The following is a 21,354-nucleotide window of genomic DNA, read 5'->3' as shown; positions in this document are numbered from 1 at the left end:
CCTGACTCACCGGCTTACGGCTGGTCGAGCCGTTGAAGATGACGTCGGTCATCGACTCGCCACGGAGGTTCTTCGCCGAACTTTCGCCCATCACCCAGCGCACGGCGTCGATGATGTTCGACTTGCCGCAACCGTTCGGCCCGACGACCGCCGCCATGTTACTGGGGAAGTTCACCGTGGTCGGGTCGACGAAGGATTTGAATCCCGCCAGTTTGATGCACTTGAGCCGCACGCTTAGGCAACCGTCAGGGCGGAAACCACCAGATCACAGCTGCGCTGGGCGTAAGCCGTCAGCACGATGCGGATCTGCGGCAAATCACGGGCGAGCACGGCGGCGAGCAAGCGTTCGAACAGTTCAAGGAACTCGCTCATTTCCGCCTTGCGCTGTTCGAGGGCGAGGAAGTAGGCGCGGCTCATGGCCGGCTGCAGGTTCTCGACCGTTTCTTGCAGATACGGGTTGTTGGCGAACGGATAGGCGGCGCGCATCACGGCGAAGCTGTCGTCGACGAAGCTGCGAATGTCCTGACGCTCGTAGCTGGCGGTCAGGCGCTGCTGGATCTGCACGAACGGCGCCATGTCCGATTGCACTTGCCAGCCATTGGCCACCGCGTTGCCGAGCAGGATGTACAGCTCGCTCATCAGCGTGCACAGGCTCTGCACCTTGTGCGGTGTCAGCTCGGTGACGTGCGCACCACGGCGCGGCAGGATCGCGATCAGGTGGCGGCGTTCGAGGATCAGCAAGGCTTCGCGGACCGAACCGCGGCTGACATTGAGCGCCAGCGTGACCTTCTGTTCCTGGATGCGCTCTCCCGGCTTCATTTCGCCACGAATGATGCGTTCGGCGAGGTGGTGAGCGATTTGCTCGGCGAGGCTGTCCGGCGCCTTGAACGTCATGGTTGTCCTTCAAACTCTATCGATCTGCACAAGCGGCGCAGTGTAGCGCAAATGCACGGTCATGGCGGAGTGCCCACTCAGCGGTTTTTGGCACGAATCCCGCAAAAAAGCAGGGGATCCGATGAGGGTCAATACTGAATAGACACGTAGTTGATCGACGAAATGCATTTTCCTGACCTTTAAGTCAGAAAACCATTGACCGAAAAGTCAGACCTGCTAAATTCGGTTCACGTCGGTTAACAACAATAATGAGTCTGCGAGGCCTTCCGTGATCCAGTTTTTACTTAACCAGGAACTCCGTAGCGAGCACGCCCTGGACCCGAATCTGACTGTGCTCAATTACCTGCGTGAACACGTGGGCAAGTCCGGCACCAAAGAAGGCTGCGCCAGCGGTGACTGCGGCGCCTGCACCGTGGTGGTCGGCGAGTTGCAAACGGATGACGACGGTCGCGAGCACATTCGCTATCGCAGCCTCAATTCGTGCCTGACCTTCGTTTCGTCGCTGCACGGCAAACAACTGATCAGCGTCGAAGACCTCAAACACAAAGGCGAACTGCACAGCGTGCAGAAAGCCATGGTCGAGTGCCACGGCTCGCAGTGCGGTTTCTGCACCCCCGGCTTCGTCATGTCGCTGTTCGCCCTGCAAAAGAACAGCGATGCACCGGATCACGCCAAGGCCCACGAAGCGCTGGCCGGCAACCTCTGCCGCTGCACCGGCTACCGGCCGATTCTGGCCGCCGCCGAACAATCGTGCTGCGGCAAACAACCGGATCAATTCGATGCTCGTGAAGCCGAGACCATCGCCCGCTTGAAAGCCATCACCCCGACTGATATCGGCGAACTCAACAGCGGCGACAAGCGCTGCCTGGTGCCGCTGACCGTCGCCGATCTGGCCGACCTCTACGACGCTTACCCACAAGCGCGCCTGCTCGCCGGCGGCACCGATCTGGCCCTGGAAGTCACCCAGTTCCACCGCACCCTGCCGGTGATGATCTACGTCGGAAACGTCGCCGAAATGAAGCGCATCGACACCTTCGAAGACCGCATCGAAATCGGCGCCGCCACCGCCCTCTCCGACTGCTACGAAGCGTTGAACGCCGAGTACCCGGACTTCGGCGAATTGCTGCACCGCTTCGCCTCGCTGCAAATCCGCAACCAGGGCACCCTCGGCGGCAACATCGGCAACGCCTCGCCGATTGGTGACTCGCCACCGCTGCTGATCGCCCTCGGCGCGCAGGTCGTACTGTGCAAAGGCGAAACCCGCCGCACCTTGAACCTCGAAGATTACTTCATCGATTACAAAGTCACGGCCCGTCAGGAAAGTGAATTCATCGAGAAAATCATCGTCCCACGCGCCAGCGCCGAGCAGATGTTCCGCGCCTACAAAGTCTCCAAGCGTCTGGACGACGACATCTCTGCAGTCTGCGCCGCGTTCAACCTGCGCGTGGAAAACGGCGTGATCAGCGATGCGCGCATGGCTTTCGGCGGTATGGCCGCGATCCCGAAACGCGCCGCCCATTGCGAAGCCGTGTTGCTCGGCCAGCCGTTCAACAACGCCGTGATCGAGCGCGCCTGCGCCGCGCTGGCCGAAGATTTCACGCCACTCTCGGATTTCCGCGCCAGCAAGGAATATCGCCTGCTCAGCGCGCAGAACCTGCTGCGCAAATACTTCATCGAACTGCAAACACCGCATATCGAGACTCGGGTGACCGCTTATGTCTAACCATCACGGCGTAGAAAAAACCCAGGCTGAACTGGCTGAACTGTTCGCCAAGGATCTGACCTCGGGCGTCGGCCGCAGCGTCAAGCACGACAGCGCCGCCAAGCACGTGTCCGGTGAAGCGCAGTACATCGATGATCGCCTGGAATTCCCCAACCAGCTGCATCTGTATGCACGCCTGTCGGACCGCGCCCACGCGAAAATCATCAGCATCGACACCTCGCCGTGCTACGCCTTCGAAGGCGTGCGCATCGCGATCACCCACGAAGACGTGCCGGGCCTGAAAGACATCGGCCCGTTGCTGCCGGGCGATCCACTGCTGGCCATCGATGACGTGCAATTCGTCGGTCAACCGGTGCTCGCCGTTGCCGCGAAAGATCTGGAAACCGCGCGCAAAGCAGCGATGGCGGCGATCATCGAATACGAAGATCTCGAACCTGTACTCGACGTGGTCGAAGCCCTGCGCAAACGCCACTTCGTCCTCGACAGTCACACCCACCAGCGCGGCGATTCGGTTTCCGCTCTGGCGACCGCTGAACACCGCATCCAGGGCACGCTGCACATCGGCGGTCAGGAGCACTTCTACCTGGAGACGCAAATCTCCTCGGTGATGCCGACCGAAGACGGCGGCATGATCGTTTACTGCTCGACGCAGAACCCGACCGAAGTGCAAAAACTGGTCGCCGAAGTGCTCGACGTGTCGATGAACAAAATCGTCGTCGACATGCGCCGCATGGGCGGTGGTTTCGGCGGCAAGGAAACTCAAGCTGCGAGTCCGGCGTGCCTGTGCGCGGTGGTGGCGCACCTGACCGGCCAACCGACCAAGATGCGTCTGCCGCGCGTCGAAGACATGCTGATGACCGGCAAGCGGCACCCGTTCTACGTCGAGTACGACGTCGGCTTCGACAGCACCGGGCGTCTGCACGGGATCAACATGGATCTGGCCGGCAACTGCGGCTGCTCGCCGGACTTGTCCGCGTCGATCGTTGACCGGGCGATGTTCCACTCCGACAACTCGTACTACCTCGGCGATGCGACCATCAACGGTCACCGCTGCAAGACCAACACCGCGTCGAACACTGCTTACCGTGGTTTCGGTGGCCCGCAAGGCATGGTCGCGATCGAAGAAGTAATGGACGCGATTGCCCGTCACCTGCACCTCGACCCACTTGCGGTGCGCAAGGCCAACTACTACGGCAAGACCGAGCGCAACGTCACCCACTACTACCAGACCGTCGAGCACAACATGCTCGAGGAAATGACCGCCGAGCTGGAAGAAAGCAGCCAGTACCACGAACGCCGCGAAGCGATCCGTCGCTACAACGCCAACAGCCCGATCCTGAAAAAAGGCCTGGCGCTGACCCCGGTGAAATTCGGCATTTCCTTCACCGCCAGTTTCTTGAACCAGGCCGGCGCGCTGATCCACATCTACACCGACGGCAGCATTCACCTGAACCATGGCGGCACGGAAATGGGCCAGGGTTTGAACACCAAAGTCGCGCAGGTCGTGGCCGAAGTGTTCCAGGTGGAAATCGACCGCGTGCAAATCACCGCGACCAACACCGACAAGGTGCCGAATACCTCGCCGACGGCGGCCTCCAGCGGTGCCGACTTGAACGGTAAAGCGGCGCAGAACGCGGCGGAAATCATCAAGAAACGCCTGATCGAATTTGCTGCGCGTCACTACAAAGTCACTGAAGAAGACGTCGAATTCCACAATGGCCATGTGCGCGTGCGCGATCACATCCTGACCTTTGAAGCGCTGATCCAGCAGGCGTATTTCAATCAGGTGTCGCTGTCGAGCACCGGCTTCTACAAGACCCCGAAAATCTATTACGACCGCAGCCAGGCCCGTGGCCGTCCGTTCTATTACTTCGCCTTCGGCGCGGCGTGCTGCGAAGTGATCGTCGACACCCTGACCGGCGAGTACAAGATGCTGCGTACCGACATTCTTCACGACGTCGGCGCCTCGCTGAACCCGTCCATCGACATCGGTCAGGTTGAGGGTGGTTTCATTCAGGGCATGGGCTGGCTGACCATGGAAGAGCTGGTCTGGAACAACAAAGGCAAGCTGATGACCAACGGCCCGGCCAGCTACAAGATCCCGGCCGTGGCGGACATGCCACTCGACCTGCGGGTGAAGCTGGTGGAAAACCGCAAGAACCCGGAAGACACGGTGTTCCATTCCAAGGCGGTCGGTGAGCCGCCGTTCATGCTCGGGATTGCCTCGTGGTGCGCAATCAAGGATGCGGTGGCGAGCCTCGGTGATTACCAGCATCAACCGCAGATTGATGCGCCGGCGACGCCGGAGCGGGTGTTGTGGGGGTGTGAGCAGATGCGTCAGCTCAAGACTGTGAAAGCGGTCGAGGCTGAAACCGAATTGGCTCCGCTCTAACGACCGAGGCGCGGCCAATCGCTGGCAAGCCAGCTCCCACAGGTTTTTGTGGTGTTTAACCGATAGGCGTTACACCGCAGATCCTGTGGGAGCTGGCTTGCCAGCGATGAGGCCCGAACAGACAACGATGTTGTAGGGGTGAACTATGTACAACTGGATCGACGCCCTCGCCGACCTGCAGAACCAGGGCGAACCCTGTGTGCTGGTGACGATCATCGAAGAACTCGGCTCGACCCCGCGCAATGCCGGCTCGAAAATGGTCGTCAGCGCGCACCAGAGCTTCGACACCATCGGTGGCGGGCACCTGGAATACAAAGCCATGCAGATCGCCCGCGAGATGCTCGCCAGCGGCAAGCAGGACACCCATCTGGAGCGCTTCAGCCTCGGCGCCAGCCTGGGCCAGTGCTGCGGCGGCGCCACCGTGTTGCTGTTCGAACCGATGGGCCAGGTGCAGGCGCAGATCGCTGTGTTCGGTGCCGGTCACGTTGGCCGCGCCTTGGTGCCATTGCTCGCCAGCCTGCCCTGCCGGGTGCGCTGGATCGATTCGCGCGAGGCCGAATTCCCCGAACACATCCCCCACGGCGTGCGTAAAATCGTCGCCGAAGAGCCTGTGGATGAAATCGATGACCTGCCCGCCGGCAGTTACTGCATCGTCATGACCCACAACCATCAGCTCGACCTGGAACTCACTGCCGCGATCCTCAAACGCAACGACTTCGCCTGGTTCGGCCTGATCGGCTCGAAGACCAAACGGGCGAAGTTCGAACACCGTTTGCGCGATCGCGGTTTCGACAGCAGCGTCGTGCAACGCATGCGCTGCCCGATGGGCATCAGCGAAGTCAAAGGCAAACTGCCTGTGGAAATCGCCATCTCCATCGCCGGCGAAATCATCGCCACCTACAACGCTAACTTCGGCCAGCAGACTGCCAGCGCCGAACCGATTGCCAGACTGCTGCCGGTTTCGCGGCGCAGTCAGGCCGCCAAACTCAAAGCCTCAAACTGATTAGAGAACCCTCATGCCTCTGACTCGCAAAGCCTACCGCGCCGCCATCCTGCACAGCATCGCCGACCCCGCCGAAGTCGGGATTGAAGCCTCCTACGAATATTTCGAGGACGGCCTGCTGGTGGTCGACGGCGGCAAGATCAGCGCCCTCGGCCACGCCAGTGAGCTGCTGCCGACCCTGCCGGCGGACATCGAAATCGAGCACTACCAGGATGCGCTGATCACCCCGGGCTTCATCGACACCCACATTCACTTTCCGCAAACCGGCATGGTCGGCGCCTACGGCGAGCAACTGCTCGACTGGCTGAACACCTACACCTTCCCGTGCGAAAGCCAGTTCGGCGACAAGGCCCACGCCGACGAAGTCGCTGACATTTTCGTCAAGGAACTGCTGCGCAACGGCACCACCACCGCGCTGGTGTTCGGCAGCGTGCACCCGCAATCGGTGAACTCGCTCTTTGAAGCAGCCGAGAAGCTCGACCTGCGGATGATCGCCGGTAAGGTGATGATGGACCGCAACGCCCCGGATTACCTGACCGACACTGCTGAATCGAGCTACATCGAGAGCAAAGCGCTGATCGAACGCTGGCACGGCAAGGGTCGTCTGCACTACGCGGTCACTCCGCGCTTCGCCCCGACCAGCACCCCGGAACAACTGACCCTCGCCGGGCAACTGCTGACCGAATACCCGGATCTGTACATGCAGACCCACATCAGCGAAAACCTCAAGGAAATCGAGTGGGTCAAGGAGCTGTTCCCGGAGCGCAAGGGCTACCTCGACGTTTACGACCACTACAAATTGCTCGGCGAGCGCTCGGTGTTCGCTCACGGCGTGCACCTGTGCGACGACGAATGCGCACGACTGGCGGAAACCGGTTCGGCGATCTCGTTCTGCCCGACCTCAAACTTCTTCCTCGGCAGCGGTTTGTTCAACTTGCCGATGGCCGAGAAGCATAAACTGAACGTCGGCCTGGGCACTGACGTCGGCGGCGGCACCAGTTTCTCCCTGCTGCAGACGTTGAACGAAGCGTACAAAGTGATGCAGTTGCAAGGTGCGCGGCTGAGTCCGTTCAAGTCGCTGTACCTGGCGACATTGGGCGGCGCGCGGGCGCTGCGTCTGGAAGACAAGATCGGCAACCTGCAACCGGGTTCCGACGCTGACTTCCTGGTGCTGGATTACAACGCCACGCCGCTGCTGAGCTACCGCTTGAAGCAGGCCAACAACATTGCCGAAACGTTGTTTGTATTGATGACGCTGGGCGATGACCGCACAGTGCAGCAGACGTATGCGGCGGGTGCTTTGGTGCATCAACGCTAATTTTCCCCCGCCCCATGATCGTTCCCACGCTCTGCGTGGGAACGATCAGGCAGGCACAAAAAAATCCCCCGGTACTTTTCAGTCCGGGGGATTTTTATTGCCTGTCAGATTGCTATCGCTGGCAAGCCAGCTCCCACAGGGCTTTTTGGGGTTTACCAAATCTGCGATACACCGAGAAACCTGTGGGAGCTGGCTTGCCAGCGATTGGGGACAACTCGGTCTGACTTAGAGCTTGGCCGCAGGGCGCCCCGGCTTCTTGGTCTGCAACAAATGCGAGAACACCGCATGCAGATCATCCGACGCGCCTTCCTCGTCGAGGTTGAGCTTGCTGTCGATGTGATCCATGTGATGCATCATCAGATTCACCGCCAGCTCACCGTCGCGCTTCTCGATCGCGTCGATCAACTGGGTGTGTTCGTCATACGAGCAGTGCGAGCGGTTGCCGCTTTCATATTGGGCAATGATCAGCGATGTCTGCGAAACCAAGCTGCGCTGGAAGCTGATCAACGGTGCGTTCATCGCCGCTTCCGCGAGTTTCAGGTGGAATTCGCCCGACAGACGAATACCGGCGCCGCGATCGCCACGGGAAAAACTGTCGCGCTCGTCGTTGACCATCTGCCGCAATTCGGCGATCTGCTCGGCCGTCGCGTGTTGCACCGCCAATTCAGTGATCGCACGTTCGACCAGACGGCGAGCGAGAAACACCTGACGGGCTTCTTCAACACTCGGGCTGGCGACCACGGCGCCACGGTTCGGCCGCAACAGCACCACGCCTTCATGGGCCAGACGCGACAGCGCGCGGCGAATGATGGTGCGGCTGACCCCGAAGATTTCCCCCAGCGCTTCTTCGCTCAATTTTGTGCCGGGCGCCAGACGCTGTTCGAGGATGGCCTCGAAGATATGCGCGTAGACAATATCGTCCTGGGTTCCGCTGCGGCCGGCTTTGCCTGCTCGCGGTTGTTTCTTGAGGGGTTGCAACTGTTCGTTCATGGGCACTCGAGTCGGGAGAACTGCGGCGAATAGACCGTGACTGTAATACGGCAGAGTAGGTCGCTGGCAAGTATCGCGTAAAAAACAGCGCGATTGTACACAATGGATGGTGGCAACACGACTGTACGGCTGTTTGTGACTTCGGCTGTATTGCAACGATCCGTTACGTTTGAGTTTAGGCTTGATCGCAGAATCCGCCTTCAGCGCACAATCCACTTATGTAGGAGCTGCCGAAGGCTGCGATCTCTTGATCTTGCTTCTTAAAATCAAAGTCAAAAGATCGCAGCCTTCGGCAGCTCCTACAGGGGATGTGTTGTAGCAGACATCTTCATCTGTATAAGGAACACCGCCGTCATGAACGACGCCACCCACACCCAGCTCCGCCCCTTGGCCGACACCTCGCCGTCGGCCATCGTTGCCGGTTTCATTGCGATGATGACCGGCTACACCAGCTCACTGGTGCTGATGTTTCAGGCCGGGCAAGCGGCGGGCCTGAGCAGCGGGCAGATTTCCTCGTGGATCTGGGCGATTTCCATCGGCATGGCGGTGTGCTCGATCGGTCTGTCGCTGCGCTACCGCACGCCGATCACCATCGCCTGGTCGACCCCGGGTGCGGCCCTGCTGATCACCAGCCTGGGCGGCGTCACGTATGGCGAGGCCATCGGCGCCTACATTACCTGCGCAGTACTGGTGACGATTTGCGGGCTGACCGGCAGCTTCGAACGCCTGGTGAAAAAGATTCCGGCTTCGCTGGCGGCGGCGTTGCTGGCAGGGATTCTGTTCAAGATCGGCAGCGAAATCTTCGTCGCTGCGCAACACCGCACCGGGCTGGTACTGGGGATGTTCTTCACTTATCTGGTGGTCAAACGCCTGTCGCCACGTTACGCGGTGCTCGCGGCATTGCTGATCGGCACCGCGCTGTCGGGCTTCATGGGCCTGCTGGATTTCAGCGGTTTTCACCTGGAAGTGGCGACGCCGGTATGGACCACGCCGCACTTCTCGCTGGCGGCGACCATCAGCATCGGCATACCGCTGTTCGTGGTGGCGATGACTTCGCAGAACATGCCCGGCATCGCCGTGCTGCGCGCCGACGGCTACAACGTGCCGGCGTCGCCGCTGATCACCACCACCGGCATCGCCTCACTGCTGCTGGCGCCGTTCGGCTCCCACGGCATCAACCTCGCAGCAATCAGCGCGGCAATCTGCACCGGGCCACACGCCCATGAAGATCGCAACAAGCGCTACACGGCTGCAGTCTGGTGCGGGATTTTCTACGGGATTGCCGGGGTGTTCGGCGCTACGTTGGCGGCGCTGTTTGCCGCGTTGCCGAAAGAACTGGTGCTGTCGATTGCTGCGCTGGCGCTGTTCGGCTCGATCATCAACGGCCTGAGCATTGCCATGACCGAAGTGAAGGAACGTGAAGCGGCGCTGATCACCTTCATGGTCACGGCGTCGGGGCTGACGCTGTTTTCCATTGGTTCGGCGTTTTGGGGGATTGTGGCGGGGGTTTTGACGCTGGTGATTCTGAATTGGCGTAAAGCTTAGGATCAAAAGCCCCTCACCCTAACCCTCTCCCGGAGGGAGAGGGGACTGACCGAGGTGTTTGGAAGACATACGCCGACGTGGGATACCGAGTCGAACTCAAATTTTGAAAAGCCTACAAATCGGCCCCCTCTCCCTCGCGAGAGGGCTGGGGTGAGGGGCAGCTCCACCGCAAATCCCAAACCGAACAGCCAAACCCCAGACAAAAAAAAACGGCGACCCGAAGGTCGCCGTTTTTTTCAGTATCACTTAGCCGCGTTGATCGGCTTTTCCGGATACCAAACGTCCAGCAGCGGGCTGATTTCAGCCTTGGTCAGCTCGGAACGGTTTTTCAGCCAGGCTTCAACGGCAGCGCGCTGCTCTTCGTTGACCGAGCCACGCTTCTGCAGGCATACCAGACCGAAGTCGTCGCCGCCCACATAACCCAGACCATTGGCTTCCATGGCTTCTTTGATGAAGGCTTCGAGGAAAGCGTCAATGGCTTCTTCGGACAAGTCTTCTTTGAAGTCCAGGTTCAGTTCGAAACCCAGCTCTTGAAATTCATCAACGCACAGTTTTTTGCGCAGACGCTGGGAACGGTTAGTCGCCATTGGAACAATCCTCTTAAGTATTAACGGCCGGCACTTTACCAGTTTAAGCCGCCGATTGCCCGACTCTCTGGCCCCGGAAGCCGACCGCCTGTAAAAAAATAACGTATTGGCCGGCCCCGACAAGGCACAAGCTGTAACACCTTGGGGCATAATGCCGACACTTTCATGACCACTGAGGGCTTTTTCATCCATGTCCTCGTTATTTTCCCCTCGACTGTAGGGTTTTATTTCATATGATCAAATCGTTGCGTCCTCTATTGCTCGCCGGCCTTCTTCTACCCTTGGCCCTGCCTGTTTCCGCTGCCACCATTAACACTGCCCTCACCCCCAACGTCGAAAAAGCCCTCAAGGCCAGCAAGCTGCAGCCCAGCGCCCTGTCGCTGGTGATGGTGCCACTGGACGGCCCGGGCACGCCGACCGTGTTCAACGCCGACGTCTCGGTCAACCCGGCCTCGACCATGAAACTGGTGACCACTTACGCGGCGCTGGAAATGCTCGGCCCCAACCATCAGTGGAAAACCGAGTTCTATACCGATGGCGATCTGAACGGCGGCATCCTCAACGGCAATCTCTACCTCAAGGGCGGTGGCGATCCAAAGCTGAACATGGAGAAGCTCTGGCTGTTGATGCGCGACCTGCGCGCCAACGGTGTGACGCAAATCACCGGTGATCTGATCCTCGACCGCAACTTCTTCGTGCAGCCAGTGCTGCCGGAGTTCAACGATGACGGTAATGACGAGAACAAGCCGTTCCTGGTCAAACCCGACTCTTTGCTGGTCAACCTCAAGGCCCTGCGCTTTGTCGCCCGTAACGATAACGGCCGGGTACTGATCTCGGTTGAGCCGCCGATTGCCAGCGTGCGCATCGAAAACACTGTCAAAGCGCTGCCCTCCAAACAGTGCACCGGCGGCGTGCGCTACAACCCGGTGCCGCAGGCCGATGGCAGCGTGACCGTGACCGTGGCCGGCCAGTTGGGCGAAGGCTGCAGTTCGCAGACGTATCTGTCGCTGCTCGACCACGCGACTTACACCGCCGGCGCCGTACGCGCGATCTGGAAAGAGCTGGGCGGCAGCATTCAAGGCAAGGATCGTCTGGCCTCGACGCCGAGCAACGCCAAACTGCTGGCTCGTGCCTACTCGCCGGATCTGGCAGAGATCATCCGCGACATCAACAAATACAGTAACAACACCATGGCCCAGCAGCTGTTCCTCAGCCTCGGCCAGCGCTTCCGCAACGACGCCGATGGTGACGACGCCAAGGCAGCGCAGCGCGTAGTGCGTCAGTGGATGGCGAAGAAAGGCATCACCGCGCCACATCTGGTGATGGAGAACGGCTCCGGTCTGTCCCGTGCCGAACGGGTCAGCGCCCGCGAGATGGCGAGCATGCTGCAGGCGGCGTGGCACAGCCCGTATGCCGCGGAATACATCAGCTCGCTGCCGATTGCCGGTACCGACGGCACCATGCGTAAACGCCTGAAGACTACCGCGATGCGCGGTGAGGCTCACGTCAAGACCGGCACCCTGAACACCGTGCGCGCGATTGCCGGCTTCAGCCGTGACGTGAATGGCAACACTTGGGCGGTGGTGGCGATCCTCAATGACAAGGCACCGTTTGGCGCGTCGTCGGTGCTGGATCAGGTGCTGCTGGATCTGTACAAGCAGCCGAAACTGCCGCAGACCGCTTCGGTCCTGTAACGCAGTCAGAAAACACCACAAAAACTTGTGGGAGCTGGCTTGCCAGCGATTGCGGGATGTCAGTCACTGAATATGCTGACTGAAATGACGCCATCGCTGGCAAGCCAGCTCCCACAGGGTTTGTGGTATTGAATGTCAGCTCATCTGCTCGACGCGATCGCGCCCGCGCTGCTTTGCCATATACACACCCGAATCCGCCCTCAGCAACAGCGCATCCGCGCCCTCCCCCAGTCGCCAACTGGCGATACCGAAACTCGCCGTGACCACGCCGACCACATCCACCGGCGCACTGCGCAAGCCCTGCCAGAGCTCGATCGCCAGCGTGTGCGCATGCTCGCCGTCGATGTCCGGGCACAGCACCATGAACTCTTCGCCGCCCAACCGACAAAACACATCGGTACGCCGCAGACGATGGCCGATGCGCTCGCACACCGCTTGCAGCACCCGGTCGCCCACAGCGTGGCCGTACTGATCGTTGATACGTTTGAAATGGTCGATGTCGAGCATGATCACCGACAACTCGCCGCCGCCGCGCTCGACCCGGGCCATTTCTGTGGTCAGGCGCTCCTGGAAGTAGCGACGGTTGTGAATGCCGGTCAGCGAGTCAGTCACTGACAGCGCGCGCAATTCTTCTTCCACACGTTTCAGGTCGGAAATGTCCGAGATATAGCCGTGCCAGAGTACGCCGCCGCCCGGCAGTTCTTCCGGCGTCGCCTCGCCGCGCACCCAGCGCAGGCCGCGCTCGGGCAGTTGCACGCGGTATTCCTCGCGCCATGGGCTGAGGCTGTCGGCCGAGGCGCGAATCGACGAGCGCACCCGGGAAACGTCTTGTGGATGAATGCGCGTGAAGATCGCCTCGGCATTCAACAGCAGCACGTCCGGCTCCAGCTCGTAGATCTCGCGGATGCCGTCGCTGGCGTAGATCACGCTGAAACGCCCGTCGAATTCCATCTTGAACTGATAGATGCCACCAGGCACATGCGCGCTGAGTTTCTTCAGCAACACGTCCCGCGCCGCCAGCACCTCATGCACGCGCTTACGCTCGGTGATGTCGATGCAAATCGCCAGATGGCCGACCCACAAGCCCTGCTCATCCAGTACCGGGGTGGCGAGCATGTTCACCGGTAGATGACTGCCATCGCTGCGCACCAGCGTCCATTCACGGGCCTCGTGGCCGCCAACTTCGCCGCCTTCGACCAGCATCGCGTGGCAGGTCGGGATGGTTTTGCCGTAGCGCGCGCTCAGCTCGGCAGCGCGGCTGGTCAGCTCACGGGACAGGTGCAGGTTTTCCAGGGTCATGTGGCCGACCACCTCGGCACTGCTGTAACCGAGCATTTGTTCGGCGCCAGGGTTGAAGGTATTGATCACACCGCGCAAGTCGGTGGCGATGATCGCCACTTGCGTCGCCGCATTCAGCACGCCGCGCAACTGTCCGTGGGTGCCGCGCAATTCCTGTTCGCTGGCGTGCAGCTCCTGCGTGCGCAGCTCGACCATGCGCAAGGCGCGCTGACGCTGACTGACCAGCACGTAGAGCAAAGCGCTGAGCAGCAGACTGAGCAATCCACCCAGAATGATCACGCTGCCAACCGAGGAATGGTTGGCCTGTGCGAAGGCGTCGCTCGGCATAATATCGACCTGATAGTCGTGATCGGCCATGCGCAACAAGCGCGTGGCCGACAGGTCACTTGGTGCTGGCTCGTTGGTCGACTCGAACAACACTTCGTGCTGATCATTGGTCGACATGTCGAGAATGCGCACCGACAGATAATCATGGAAGGCATCCGGCAAACCGTCGGCCAGCAACTGACGCATGCTGATCACCGCCATCACATAGCCAAACGACTGGCGCTCGCCACTGTGGCTTACCGGTGCCACCAGCAGCACGCCGCGCGCATAGGACGGCTCGATGCTGACCAGGTGCATCGGTTGCGACACCGCCAGCCCGCCGCGTTTGTCGGCACGTTGCAGGGTGTCCCGACGCAACGGCTGCGCCAGCAGGTCATAGCCCAGCGGTGAGCCAAGCCGACTTTGCGTCTGGCTATAGAGCACCGGCACGTATTCATCGCGCACGCCCGCCAGTTGCAGCTCGCCCTGTGCATTCAGCTCACGGATCGTGAAGTGGGTCAGGCCTTCGTCACGCACTCGCTGCTCGAATTCGGCGCGCTCGGCGCCATTGACCTTGCGGGCAAACGAATAAGCCTGGGTGCGCATCAATAGGGGTTGGGTGTAGCCGTCGAACTCGGCGCGGGACACCGATTCGGAGTTAGCGAAGAAGCGGCGCAGGCCGTCAAGGCGTTGTTCCTGATCCTGAAAGCGTTCTTCGATGCGGGTGTAACGTTCGTTGGCCAGCAGTTGGAAACGCTGACGGGTCTGTTGCTGAAACTGATTGAGGGTGGCCCAGGCGAGCAGCCCCGTGAGAATCCCGCCGGCGAGCAATACCAGCAGCGCGACCAGCCAGGCCGAGACGTCTTCACTGATGAAACCCAGAATCTTTGGGCGCACGGGGTGCAACGACATAAGACAACTCACTACGCCAGCATTTACGGGAAAACCCCATTGACCGTGTGTGAGTTATAGCTATTAGCCACTAATTTAGCTAGCGCGGGCAGATCCACGGAGCCTTTAAAAATCAAGGCTCTGTGGATCCAATTGCGCAAAGCGTCAACGAGCCGTGATTTTCCAGGCGCGGTGGATCTTGGTGTTGCGGGCAAAATCCGGATCGATGGTCTGTGCGCTGATTTCCTCGACCGCGTAACGTTCGGCGAGGTTTTCTTCCAACTGGAACTTGCGGAAGTTGTTGGAGAAATACAGCACACCGCCGGTTGCCAGACGCGCCATGGCCAGGTCGATCAACTGCACCTGATCACGCTGCACGTCGAAGATGCCTTCCATGCGCTTGGAGTTGGAGAAGGTCGGCGGATCGATGAAGATCAGGTCGTACTCGTCCCGGCTGCTTTCCAGCCACGCCATCACATCGCCCTGTTCCAGACGGTTCTTGTCGGAGAAACCGTTCAGCGACAGGTTGCGGCGTGCCCAGTCGAGATAGGTTTTCGACAGGTCGACGCTGGTGGTGCTGCGCGCACCGCCCTTGGCCGCGTGCACACTGGCGGTCGCGGTGTAGCAGAACAGATTGAGGAAGCGTTTGCCGGCGGCCTCTTTCTGAATGCGCATGCGCATCGGGCGGTGATCGAGGAACAGACCGGTGTCGAGGTAGTCGGTGAGATTGACCAGCAACTTCACGCCGCCTTCGCTCACTTCATTGAACTTGCCTTGCGCCGCCTGACGCTCGTACTGCTTGGTGCCGCTCTGGCGCTCGCGGCGTTTGACCACCACGCGGCTCTTGTCGACGTTCAGCGCCTGCGGAATGGCCGCCAACGCGTCGAACATACGCGCCGAGGCTTTTTCCGGGTCGATCGACTTCGGCGCGGCGTATTCCTGGACGTGCACCCAATCGTGGTACAGGTCGATGGCCATCGCGTACTCAGGCATGTCGGCATCGTAGACGCGGTAGCAATCGATGCCTTCGCGCTTGACCCACTTGCCCATCGCCTTGAGGTTCTTCTGCAACCGGTTGGCAAACATCTGCCCGCCTTCGCTCAAGCGCGGCTGCTCGATCACCGGCGCCGGGGCAGGCGTTGGTTTGATCGGGTTGCCGTTCTTGTTGAACTTGCGTTCTTGCGGCTCGTCCGGGGTTTGATCGTAAGCCGCTTGCTCACGCTCGGCCTGACGCTGTTCCGGGGTGCGACGCTCGCCGGTGACGAACTGATCCGGCAGCACTTTGATCAACAGCAGTTTGCACGGCAACGCGCCGTTCCAGAACGAATACTGTTTGTGGCTGCGGATGCCCATGCGCTTGCCCAGGTCCGGCGCGCCGGTGAACACCGCCGCTTCCCAGTTCAGGCAGGCCTGACGCAGACGCTCGCCGAGGTTCTGGTAGAGGTAGAGCAGGCTGGCTTCGTCACCGAGACGCTCGCCGTATGGCGGGTTGCAGATCACCAGACCTTTCTGGTTCTGATCCGGACGTGGCTCGAACGTCGCGACTTCGCCCTGGTAGATCTTGATCCACTCGCTCAGGCCCGCACGCTCGACGTTGTTGCGGCCCGGCTGAATCAGCCGTGGGTCGGCTTCATAGCCGCGAATCCACAGCGGTGGCTTGGCCAGACCGGCAGCAGCACGCTCGACGGCTTCTTCATGGAGTTTTTTCCACAGCGCCGGCACGTGACCCAGCCACGCGGTGAAGCCCCACTGCTCACGGCGCAGGTTCGGCGCCATGTCGGCGGCGATCATCCCCGCTTCAACGAGGAACGTACCGACACCGCACATCGGGTCAGCCAGCGCCCCGCCTTCAGCGGCAATGCGCGGCCAGCCGGAACGGATCAGGATCGCCGCTGCGAGGTTTTCCTTCAGCGGTGCAGCGCCCTGCTGCAGACGGTAACCGCGCTGATGCAGGCTGTGGCCGGACAGATCAAGGGACAGAATCGCTTCGCCGCGATCCAGACGCAGGTGAATGCGCAGGTCCGGGTTGAGCTTGTCGATCGACGGACGGTCGCCCTGTGGGGTGCGCAGCTTGTCGACGATGGCGTCTTTGACTTTCAAGGCGCCGAAGTGGGTGTTGTCGATGCCGGAACCGTGGCCGCTGAATTCAACGGCCAGAGTGCCGTCGCTGAGCATGTGATCTTGCCAGTCGATGTCGAGCACGCCGTGGTACAGGTCTTCAGCGTCTTTCATCGGGAAGCGCTTGAGCACCAGCAGCACGCGGTTGGCCAGACGCGACCAGAGGCACAGGCGATAAGCGGTTTCCATGGTCGCCATGCCACGCACGGCGGAAGTGTGCTCGCGCGCTTCTTCAAGGCCAAGCCCGACGGCTTCCTCGATGAGCAGGCCTTCAAGGCCTTTAGGGCAAGTGAGGAAGAGTTCGAAACGGTCGGACATGGTATTTCCAGAGCCTTTGGCTAGTGAATCGGCAACGCATTGCCGATCCGGTTTTCAATCAGGCGCTTTTCTAAAAGAACGCCCGCGTGGCACGAAGGTGTGCCGTTCCATCCCCGCTGCTCGGGTTAAAAGAGCTTAGATGCCGGGACAGATAAAAAAGTTGATGAAACAAAAAGTCTTAAAGCGACCCTTCGTCGCTTTATAACCCAGCGCAAACGTGGGTCATTCTCACTAAAGAATTAACCCCATCATCCAGCGCGGGGCCGATCATACCGGGGTTTGCTGAAAAACCGTGCATGAAACCCGTCGTTACTTATGGCTGTAGCACTAATTTCGTTACGTCCTTATGACAAAACGATCATTCCCTCGATGTGACTCATTGGTTAGAACTGAGCACAGGTTGACGTCGCAACGGCGTCAACACCTTGGCTCGCCACGCCGGCAGCGAGCCGCACCATGGCAGGTTTTTTCTGCCAGACCTCGGTTGAGGTCAACGCGACACAAAACAGTCAACAAGTGAGGGAAACACCCTATGAGAAGACTTAAGCGTGATCCGTTGGAAAGAGCATTTTTGCGCGGATATCAATATGGCGTTGGTGGCAAATCCCGTGAGCTTTGCCCATTTACTCTACCGTCGGTACGTCAAGCCTGGATCAACGGCTGGCGAGAAGGACGCGGCGACAACTGGGACGGTATGACCGGCACTGCGGGAATCCACAGACTCAACGAACTTCACGCCGTCGGCTGACACAGGGCATTTATTCCGACACGACAATCTGAATTTGTAACGACTTACCATGCACGTCCTTCCCGGACGGCGGGCTGCGGCCCAGGGGCTCCTTCGAGGAGCCCTTTTTTATGCCTGTCTGGCTGACACACATCTCGTGTAGGAGCTGCCGCGATCGTTTGATCTTGCTTCTGATTCTAAAACAACATCAAACGATCGCAGCCTTCGGCAGCTCCTACATTCATCAGGTCAGCCTGGGGTCATGTGCGCAGCGCGGCGATCGCGTCTACCGACTCACGAATCAGCGCCGGGCCTTTATAGATGAAGCCGGAGTAGATCTGCACCAGGCTCGCACCGGCGAGAATCTTCTCGGCCGCATGCTTGCCTTCAGTAATCCCGCCAGCCGCAATGATCGGCAACCGCCCCGCCAATTCACTGGCCAGCACCTTCACAGTATGGGTGCTCTTCTCACGCACCGGCGCGCCGGACAAACCGCCCGCCTCGTCGCCATGCTCCATGCCTTCAACGCCAACACGGCTGAGGGTGGTGTTGGTCGCGATCACCGCATCCATGCCGGTTTCGATCAGTGCCTGGGCCACCTGCGCGGTTTCTTCATCGGTCATGTCCGGCGCGATCTTGATCGCCAGCGGTACATGCTTGCCGTGACGCAAGGCCAGTTCAGCGCGGCGTGTGGCCAGATCGGCGAGCAATTGCTTGAGCGAATCACCAAACTGCAGGCTACGCAGGCCCGGGGTGTTCGGCGAACTGACGTTGACCGTCACGTAGCTGGCGTGGGCGTACACCTTGTCCAGGCAGATCAGGTAATCGTCAACCGCACGTTCAACTGGTGTATCGAAGTTCTTGCCGATGTTGATGCCCAGCACGCCTTTGTATTTCGCCGCAGCCACCCGCGCCAGCAGGTTATCGACACCGAGGTTGTTGAAACCCATCCGGTTGATGATCGCCTCGGCTTCCGGCAGGCGGAAGATCCGTGGTTTCGGGTTGCCCGGCTGCGGACGCGGGGTCACGGTACCGATTTCGACAAAACCGAAACCCAGCTGTGCGAAACCGTCGATGGCCGCGCCGTTCTTGTCCAGACCGGCCGCCAGACCCACCGGATTCGGGAACTCGAGGCCCATGACGGTCACTGGCTTCTTCGCCGGCGCCTTGCACAGCAAGCCGTTTAAGCCCAAACGCCCACCCGCGCCGATCAGATCCAGCGACAGATCGTGGGAGGTTTCCGGGGAAAGTTTGAACAACAGCTGACGGGCCAGGGTGTACATGGGCGGCGATGACTCGGGCGGCGAAAAGAGGCGGCGATTATAGCCGGGCATCGACCTGCGGCGCGAGGCGCAAGCGCAAATCGCTGTCTCTGGCATATGCCTTGCACCCTCCTGGCTATCAGTGCGTCGGCCAATGACGGCAGGCGGGCAAGGACAATGGCGTCGTCTTCGGGGTTTGCCTGCGCAAAGTCCGGGGCGGCGCTTTTTTTTCGAGGTACGCAGGATGAATGAACCTTCGGTAGGGCCACTAGCCTGGGTCAATGGCAGCGATGCCCCGGAAAAAAGCGCAATCAACCTCGGTTTCATGGCCCTGAGCGATTGCGCCTCGGTGGTGGTCGCAGCCACACAGGGCTTCGCCCAGCCTTACGGATTGACGCTGAACCTCAAGCGCCAGACGTCCTGGGCCAACTTGCGCGACAAACTGGTCAGCGGTGAACTGGATGCCGCGCACAGTCTGTACGGCCTGATCTACGCCGTGCACCTGGGCATCGGCGGGGTCGCCCCGACTGATATGGCCGTGTTGATGGGCCTCAACCAGAACGGTCAAAGCCTCAACCTCTCCCACGGCCTGCAAAACCTCGGCGTGAACAGTCCTGAAGCGCTGGACCGCCACGTGCACCAAAGCCGCGCAAAACTCACCTTCGCCCAGACCTTCCCCACCGGCACTCACGCGATGTGGTTGTATTACTGGCTGGCGAGTCAGGGCATTCATCCATTGCAGGATGTCGACAGCGTGGTGGTGCCGCCGCCGCAAATGGTCGCGCACTTGCAGGCCGGGCGCATTGATGGTTTTTGCGTCGGCGAACCGTGGGCGGCCAGCGCGGTGCAGCAAGATCTGGGTTTTACCCTGGCCACCAGCCAGACCATCTGGCCCGATCACCCGGAGAAAGTCCTCGGCTGCACCCGTGAGTTTGTCGAGCAATACCCCAACACCGCGCGGGCTCTGGTGATGGCGATCCTCGAGGCCAGCCGTTTCATCGAAGAAAGCCCGGAAAACCGTCGTAGCACCGCGCAGTTGCTCAGCGCTCCGGAATACCTCGACGCACCGGTTTCCTGCATCGAACCGCGTTTTCTCGGTGACTATGCCGATGGCCTCGGCAATCGCTGGCAGGATCCGCACGCGCTGCGCTTTCACGGTAACGGCGAAGTGAATCTGCCGTATCTGTCGGACGGCATGTGGTTCATGACCCAGTTCCGCCGCTGGGGCTTGCTGCGTGAGGATCCGGATTACCTCGCCGTTGCCCGCCAGGTTCAGCGTCTGGACGTCTACCGCGACGCCGCCACCGCTGTCGGCGTCGCCGCGTGGGGCACCGACATGCGCAGCAGCCAGTTGCTCGACGGCAAGATCTGGGACGGCAGCGACCCGGCCGGCTACGCGCGCAGTTTCAAACTGCACGCGTTGAACGACGATGCCCCCCTTCTCGCCCGCCGCTGACAGGAGACCGCGAACATGTTGCGCATTCTGTTGATCAACGACACGGCGAAAAAAGTCGGCCGCTTGAAAGCCGCACTGACCGAGGCCGGTTTCGAAGTGATCGACGAATCCGGCCTGACCATCGACCTGCCCGCGCGCGTCGAAACGGTGCGCCCGGACGTGATCCTGATCGATACCGAGTCACCCAGTCGCGATGTCATGGAGCAAGTGGTGCTGGTCAGCCGCGACCAGCCACGGCCAATCGTGATGTTTACCGATGAGCATGATCCGGGGGTGATGCGGCAAGCGATCAAGTCTGGCGTCAGCGCCTACATTGTCGAAGGCATTCACGCCCAGCGTTTGCAGCCTATTCTCGATGTGGCGATGGCCCGCTTCGAAAGTGATCAAGCCTTGCGCGCGCAGTTGCAGGCGCGCGATCAGCAATTGGCCGAGCGCAAGCGCATCGAACTGGCCAAAGGGCTGCTGATGAAGATGAAGGACTGCAATGAGGAAGAGGCCTACACCCTGATGCGCCGCCAGGCCATGAGCCGGCAGCAGAAGCTGATTCAGGTGGCGGAGCAGATTATCGCGATGAGTGAGTTGCTCGGGTGAAAGCGCTGACCGCTTGAAAAGCCCCTCACCCTAGCCCTCTCCCGGAGGGAGAGGGGACTGATTGGGGGATGCTCGCGAAGTACGCCGACCTGTGATTTCTGCTGTGAATCCATAATCGACTCGGTCTTTCAGGTCGGTGTTTGGCGCCAGACACTTCGGTCACTCCCCTCTCTCAGAGGAGGGGAAATGCTCGCGAAGTACGCAGACCTGTAGTTTTCTGCTGTAAATCCATAATCGACG

General features: G+C 60.4%; 16 protein-coding genes. 9 read left to right on the top strand and 7 right to left on the bottom strand.

Annotated features, from left to right (window positions below):
- Nucleotides 1-232 (bottom strand): AAA family ATPase (locus tag M9827_RS05370; protein ID WP_250604005.1); only part of this gene is annotated, 232 nt, incomplete at its 3' end.
- A gap of 2 nt (nucleotides 233-234) precedes the next feature.
- Nucleotides 235-894, bottom strand: coding sequence for a GntR family transcriptional regulator (locus M9827_RS05365; RefSeq protein WP_250604003.1), 660 nt, complete (start codon nucleotides 892-894; stop codon nucleotides 235-237).
- A 268-nt stretch (nucleotides 895-1,162) separates the two neighbouring features.
- Here M9827_RS05365 and xdhA point away from each other — a divergent pair, with 268 nt between their 5' ends.
- The 4 genes from xdhA (at nucleotide 1,163) to guaD (ending at nucleotide 7,330) form a co-directional block, all read left to right on the top strand.
- Nucleotides 1,163-2,617: a xanthine dehydrogenase small subunit gene (gene xdhA, locus M9827_RS05360; RefSeq protein ID WP_250604001.1), complete on the top strand. Its 1,455-nt coding sequence runs from the start codon at nucleotides 1,163-1,165 to the stop codon at nucleotides 2,615-2,617.
- The gene (gene xdhB / locus M9827_RS05355) at nucleotides 2,610-5,009 is read left to right on the top strand and encodes a xanthine dehydrogenase molybdopterin binding subunit (protein ID WP_250603999.1); all 2,400 of its coding nucleotides are present in this window, start codon (nucleotides 2,610-2,612) and stop codon (nucleotides 5,007-5,009) included. The genes xdhA and xdhB overlap by 8 nt, the downstream gene beginning before the upstream one ends.
- A 145-nt stretch (nucleotides 5,010-5,154) precedes the next feature.
- Nucleotides 5,155-6,012 (top strand): xanthine dehydrogenase accessory protein XdhC, encoded by an 858-nt coding sequence (gene xdhC, locus M9827_RS05350; RefSeq protein WP_250603997.1) that lies wholly within the window; start codon nucleotides 5,155-5,157, stop codon nucleotides 6,010-6,012.
- 13 nt (nucleotides 6,013-6,025) lie between these two features.
- Nucleotides 6,026-7,330 carry a guanine deaminase gene (guaD, locus tag M9827_RS05345; protein WP_250603995.1) on the top strand — a complete coding sequence of 435 codons (1,305 nt, stop codon included), beginning with the start codon at nucleotides 6,026-6,028 and terminating at the stop codon, nucleotides 7,328-7,330.
- Nucleotides 7,331-7,555: 225 nt separating this feature from the next.
- Here the strand turns inward: guaD and M9827_RS05340 are convergent, their stop codons facing one another.
- Entirely contained in the window at nucleotides 7,556-8,320 is a 765-nt protein-coding gene (locus M9827_RS05340; protein ID WP_007918375.1) for a GntR family transcriptional regulator, read from the bottom strand.
- Between the two features lie 354 nt (nucleotides 8,321-8,674).
- On the opposite strand from M9827_RS05340, the gene M9827_RS05335 reads away from it, so the two are divergent.
- Nucleotides 8,675-9,865 (top strand): benzoate/H(+) symporter BenE family transporter, encoded by a 1,191-nt coding sequence (locus M9827_RS05335; RefSeq protein WP_250603993.1) that lies wholly within the window; start codon nucleotides 8,675-8,677, stop codon nucleotides 9,863-9,865.
- 242 nt (nucleotides 9,866-10,107) lie between these two features.
- Here M9827_RS05335 and M9827_RS05330 read toward each other — a convergent pair whose 3' ends face one another.
- Nucleotides 10,108-10,452, bottom strand: coding sequence for a YggL family protein (locus M9827_RS05330; protein ID WP_095189455.1), 345 nt, complete (start codon nucleotides 10,450-10,452; stop codon nucleotides 10,108-10,110).
- A 233-nt stretch (nucleotides 10,453-10,685) separates the two neighbouring features.
- Between M9827_RS05330 and dacB the strand changes: the two genes are divergently transcribed.
- Complete coding sequence (dacB, locus tag M9827_RS05325; protein WP_123448555.1) at nucleotides 10,686-12,146, top strand: D-alanyl-D-alanine carboxypeptidase/D-alanyl-D-alanine endopeptidase; 1,461 nt, start codon at nucleotides 10,686-10,688, stop codon at nucleotides 12,144-12,146.
- Nucleotides 12,147-12,281: 135 nt separating this feature from the next.
- Here dacB and M9827_RS05320 read toward each other — a convergent pair whose 3' ends face one another.
- Nucleotides 12,282-14,663, bottom strand: a complete 2,382-nt coding sequence (locus tag M9827_RS05320; protein ID WP_250603991.1) for a sensor domain-containing diguanylate cyclase — start codon at nucleotides 14,661-14,663, stop codon at nucleotides 12,282-12,284.
- Between the two features lie 144 nt (nucleotides 14,664-14,807).
- Nucleotides 14,808-17,078, bottom strand: coding sequence for a bifunctional 23S rRNA (guanine(2069)-N(7))-methyltransferase RlmK/23S rRNA (guanine(2445)-N(2))-methyltransferase RlmL (rlmKL, locus tag M9827_RS05315; protein WP_250603989.1), 2,271 nt, complete (start codon nucleotides 17,076-17,078; stop codon nucleotides 14,808-14,810).
- A gap of 532 nt (nucleotides 17,079-17,610) precedes the next feature.
- Between rlmKL and rmf the strand changes: the two genes are divergently transcribed.
- The gene (rmf, locus tag M9827_RS05310) at nucleotides 17,611-17,826 is read left to right on the top strand and encodes a ribosome modulation factor (RefSeq protein WP_003223300.1); all 216 of its coding nucleotides are present in this window, start codon (nucleotides 17,611-17,613) and stop codon (nucleotides 17,824-17,826) included.
- Between the two features lie 239 nt (nucleotides 17,827-18,065).
- Here rmf and M9827_RS05305 read toward each other — a convergent pair whose 3' ends face one another.
- Complete coding sequence (locus tag M9827_RS05305; protein ID WP_250603986.1) at nucleotides 18,066-19,088, bottom strand: quinone-dependent dihydroorotate dehydrogenase; 1,023 nt, start codon at nucleotides 19,086-19,088, stop codon at nucleotides 18,066-18,068.
- A 223-nt stretch (nucleotides 19,089-19,311) separates the two neighbouring features.
- On the opposite strand from M9827_RS05305, the gene M9827_RS05300 reads away from it, so the two are divergent.
- Nucleotides 19,312-20,523, top strand: a complete 1,212-nt coding sequence (locus M9827_RS05300; RefSeq protein ID WP_250603984.1) for a CmpA/NrtA family ABC transporter substrate-binding protein — start codon at nucleotides 19,312-19,314, stop codon at nucleotides 20,521-20,523.
- Between the two features lie 15 nt (nucleotides 20,524-20,538).
- Nucleotides 20,539-21,114 (top strand): ANTAR domain-containing response regulator, encoded by a 576-nt coding sequence (locus M9827_RS05295; RefSeq protein WP_007916390.1) that lies wholly within the window; start codon nucleotides 20,539-20,541, stop codon nucleotides 21,112-21,114.
- Nucleotides 21,115-21,354: the final 240 nt, after the last annotated feature.

Source organism: Pseudomonas sp. AKS31 (assembly GCF_023634765.1).
Lineage (GTDB): Bacteria > Pseudomonadota > Gammaproteobacteria > Pseudomonadales > Pseudomonadaceae > Aquipseudomonas.
Note: the sequence above shows the minus strand (reverse complement) of the source record. Positions and strands in the feature narration are given on the sequence as shown.

Coding starts and splice junctions, on each gene's coding strand:
- M9827_RS05300 (WP_250603984.1), top strand. CDS start 19,312: ATGAATGAACCTTCGGTAGGGCCACTAGCCTGGGTCAATGGCAGCGAT.
- M9827_RS05330 (WP_095189455.1), bottom strand. CDS start 10,452: ATGGCGACTAACCGTTCCCAGCGTCTGCGCAAAAAACTGTGCGTTGAT.
- rmf (WP_003223300.1), top strand. CDS start 17,611: ATGAGAAGACTTAAGCGTGATCCGTTGGAAAGAGCATTTTTGCGCGGA.
- rlmKL (WP_250603989.1), bottom strand. CDS start 17,078: ATGTCCGACCGTTTCGAACTCTTCCTCACTTGCCCTAAAGGCCTTGAA.
- M9827_RS05320 (WP_250603991.1), bottom strand. CDS start 14,663: ATGTCGTTGCACCCCGTGCGCCCAAAGATTCTGGGTTTCATCAGTGAA.
- guaD (WP_250603995.1), top strand. CDS start 6,026: ATGCCTCTGACTCGCAAAGCCTACCGCGCCGCCATCCTGCACAGCATC.
- xdhC (WP_250603997.1), top strand. CDS start 5,155: ATGTACAACTGGATCGACGCCCTCGCCGACCTGCAGAACCAGGGCGAA.
- dacB (WP_123448555.1), top strand. CDS start 10,686: ATGATCAAATCGTTGCGTCCTCTATTGCTCGCCGGCCTTCTTCTACCC.
- M9827_RS05335 (WP_250603993.1), top strand. CDS start 8,675: ATGAACGACGCCACCCACACCCAGCTCCGCCCCTTGGCCGACACCTCG.
- M9827_RS05340 (WP_007918375.1), bottom strand. CDS start 8,320: ATGAACGAACAGTTGCAACCCCTCAAGAAACAACCGCGAGCAGGCAAA.
- xdhB (WP_250603999.1), top strand. CDS start 2,610: ATGTCTAACCATCACGGCGTAGAAAAAACCCAGGCTGAACTGGCTGAA.
- M9827_RS05295 (WP_007916390.1), top strand. CDS start 20,539: ATGTTGCGCATTCTGTTGATCAACGACACGGCGAAAAAAGTCGGCCGC.
- M9827_RS05305 (WP_250603986.1), bottom strand. CDS start 19,088: ATGTACACCCTGGCCCGTCAGCTGTTGTTCAAACTTTCCCCGGAAACC.
- M9827_RS05365 (WP_250604003.1), bottom strand. CDS start 894: ATGACGTTCAAGGCGCCGGACAGCCTCGCCGAGCAAATCGCTCACCAC.